Below are 2,706 nucleotides of genomic sequence, written 5' to 3'. Positions count from 1 at the left end.
AAATGTTCAATTCTTAGATACAAGAAAAAATAACGACCAAGGTAACCAAAACAATAACCAAGGTCAAAATGCACCAACTTATGATGAACAGTTTTCAGATGAAGGATTTTTCCCAATGGATAATGACGATATTCCATTTTAAGATTAAGCCTAGAAATAGGCTTTTTCTTCATATATTTTAAATTGGAAGAGAATGAATAGAAAATAAACAGTATCAGCAAATATGCAATGTTACTTTTAATTTTTTAAACTTGTAAATTACAAGACAAGGCTCTATATATTAATTTTAAACTTTAAGTTACTTATTAATTGTAAGAATGAAGGATATAAAAAATAAAAAAATTAGTAAAAAAGAATTTGACGAGTTTTTTTTAAGATTTAGTTTTTAGTGAATTTTTTTAAAGAAAAGGAGAATGAATTATGGGGAAAAGACACATGCTGGAAATTAGAAGAGGGCAAGGATTAATCTATTGTACAAAATTATTTAACGATGGGTTTAATCCAGGTAAAGAGTTTTATAAAAATTTGAAGATTGACATTAATGTGATAAATGGTAAATCATGTGAATTTGAGGTTGATTTCACACAACTACTGTTGTCGTGGTGGAGAGTTGTAGTTCATGTTACTGATGAGGCAGATTTAGCAAAATATATCGAAACAAGACTCATGGTGAATGACACACATTCTTCTCAATTAGAATCTTTGCGTGACACAATGATTTATGATTTTTTTTATGACTATAATTCTTTAATGGATTATAGTTCTCCATTCGAACCCAACAGACTGGACTCAAAATATAAAGCTTATTTAGTTATTTCTTAGTTAATTGTTTCAAGGGATCTTCAAATATACAGTGTTGCCTTTAACTTTTGTAATTTGTAAATCAAACTTTGAAGTCTTATATAATTCAATCGACTTTTAAGTTACTTATTAATTGTAAGAGGAAACAAAAGATAATAACAAAAAGGAGTATGTGTTATGTTTAGGGTCGAAATTAAAGAAGTTAAAAAAATCAACAAGGATAATTTATTTCGAAGAAAACATATTTTTCATTTTAGTAATATGATTGAAGTAAATGATTTCTTAAATAGTCTTCAAGACGATTATAGTTTTATAAATGACGGAAAAAATAAATTCTCATATTTTGATTATAAGGAAAATTGTATGATGAGGGTTTCCGTTCATTCTTGTAGAAATACTGATATTCCAAAACTGAAAGAAAAAGAAGTATGGCTTAAACTTTATTCTAATATACGATGTTTAGAACAGTCAGCTATTTTTGAATTTTGTGATTTAGATAATTTAAAAAAATTTATTGAAAGAAGAGTAAAAATGGGAAATTATGAAGAGTTCCCTATGAAAGAGATAGGTCTTACTTACTTCATAAATAAATATGGTGATGTTGTTTATGCAAAGAGAGCCTAGAAATAGGCTTTTTCTTCTTTTTAATATGTTATTTTGTCAATTTAAGATACTTATTATTTGTAAGAAGTTTTAATCATTACAAAAAAGGGTGTTAAAATTTTTATCTAGTTAGTGGGGGTTAACCTCACTTTTTTTATTTGCTATATAATTTCATCTTCAATTAAGCTATTTATTATTTACAAGAAAGAAAGAAATAATTAATAGAGAGGAGAATAAAATGAATAGAGAAAGTTTTGTAAAATTAACTGATAACGATACTGGAGAAAATATTTTTATAAGAAAGAAAGATATTGTTATTGTTGCTCCATTAACAGAAGATATTCTTCATAAGAACGATTATAACTATACAGATAAGTATGATAAGGAAACAATTTTTACTGGTATTCAAACACAATACGGAATAGTTCATGTGAAAGAAAAAACAGATGAAGTTATGAATAGGATCTTTAGATAAAAGGGGATATTATGCTATTTGAAGAAACTAGAAAAGTAGTTGAGGTTTCAAAAAAAGACTTTTTAAATATTATTCAAAATTCTGGTGTTTATAACTTTTTAAATAACGTAGATTTCAACACAATTAAAGGCTACGACAGGTTCGAACAAAGGACAGAAATATATAGGATAGTGCTTAACATGTTAAAGGAATACTTTTACGATAAAAGCTTAGGCATTGTTTCTTATGGCGATAATTATTCAGCTAATGGTATTGGTAATAATTCTAGAAAGCCTATTTACTTAACTGAAGATAATGCTAAATATTCATTAGGTTATATTAGTGTCATGGCAGGAATTTTCCCAGAAATAAACATTACATTTCAAGATAATGATTTAGAAAAAGTTTTACCTATAATTGAAAGACATGGTTATCAAGGTGTTAGATAATAGTTTGCCTTTATATAATATAAATAACTCGTCTACCATGTTGTAGGAGGAGTTCTCAAAAAGCGTTCTCGACCTTAGAGAGCGTTTTTAGTTTGTAATAATTATGTACTTGATCTTAGGTGGTTGGAAGATGACTAACCACCTTTTAAATTGGCAAAACTAAATAAACAGGGTGGTGGTTTTTTCCTGGCACAAATCTCAATATATTCATTTGGCTATTTAAGTTACTTATTATCTACAAGAGAGAAAAAAAAACAATAAGGAGAATGAATTATGAGAAAAGAAGATAAATTACAAGAAGTTAAAAACATGATTGTTGATTACTTAAATGATGAGTTTGAATATGAGATGGACTATGAAGATTTTGATAAAGAATATCCTAACCTAGAAAGTATTGGT

Annotated in this window: 4 protein-coding genes; all 4 read left to right on the top strand. The window is 27.0% G+C overall.

The features are described 5' to 3' along the window. Positions 1-420 precede the first annotated feature (420 nt). The 4 genes from HGPT_RS07755 (at position 421) to HGPT_RS07740 (ending at position 2,307) form a co-directional block, all read left to right on the top strand. Entirely contained in the window at positions 421-822 is a 402-nt protein-coding gene (locus HGPT_RS07755) for a hypothetical protein (protein WP_019139273.1), read from the top strand. A gap of 156 nt (positions 823-978) precedes the next feature. Next, entirely contained in the window at positions 979-1,425 is a 447-nt protein-coding gene (locus HGPT_RS07750; protein WP_019139272.1) for a hypothetical protein, read from the top strand. Positions 1,426-1,642: 217 nt separating this feature from the next. Then, positions 1,643-1,879 carry a hypothetical protein gene (locus tag HGPT_RS07745; RefSeq protein WP_019139271.1) on the top strand — a complete coding sequence of 79 codons (237 nt, stop codon included), beginning with the start codon at positions 1,643-1,645 and terminating at the stop codon, positions 1,877-1,879. Between the two features lie 11 nt (positions 1,880-1,890). Continuing rightward, positions 1,891-2,307, top strand: a complete 417-nt coding sequence (locus HGPT_RS07740) for a hypothetical protein (protein ID WP_019139270.1) — start codon at positions 1,891-1,893, stop codon at positions 2,305-2,307. Positions 2,308-2,706 lie beyond the last annotated feature (399 nt).

Origin of the sequence: Peptoniphilus timonensis JC401 (genome assembly GCF_000312025.1) — a bacterium.
GTDB lineage: Bacteria > Bacillota > Clostridia > Tissierellales > Peptoniphilaceae > Peptoniphilus_A > Peptoniphilus_A timonensis.
This window is presented reverse-complemented; position numbering and strand designations above follow the sequence as displayed.

Coding starts and splice junctions, on each gene's coding strand:
- HGPT_RS07755 (WP_019139273.1), top strand. CDS start 421: ATGGGGAAAAGACACATGCTGGAAATTAGAAGAGGGCAAGGATTAATC.
- HGPT_RS07750 (WP_019139272.1), top strand. CDS start 979: ATGTTTAGGGTCGAAATTAAAGAAGTTAAAAAAATCAACAAGGATAAT.
- HGPT_RS07745 (WP_019139271.1), top strand. CDS start 1,643: ATGAATAGAGAAAGTTTTGTAAAATTAACTGATAACGATACTGGAGAA.
- HGPT_RS07740 (WP_019139270.1), top strand. CDS start 1,891: ATGCTATTTGAAGAAACTAGAAAAGTAGTTGAGGTTTCAAAAAAAGAC.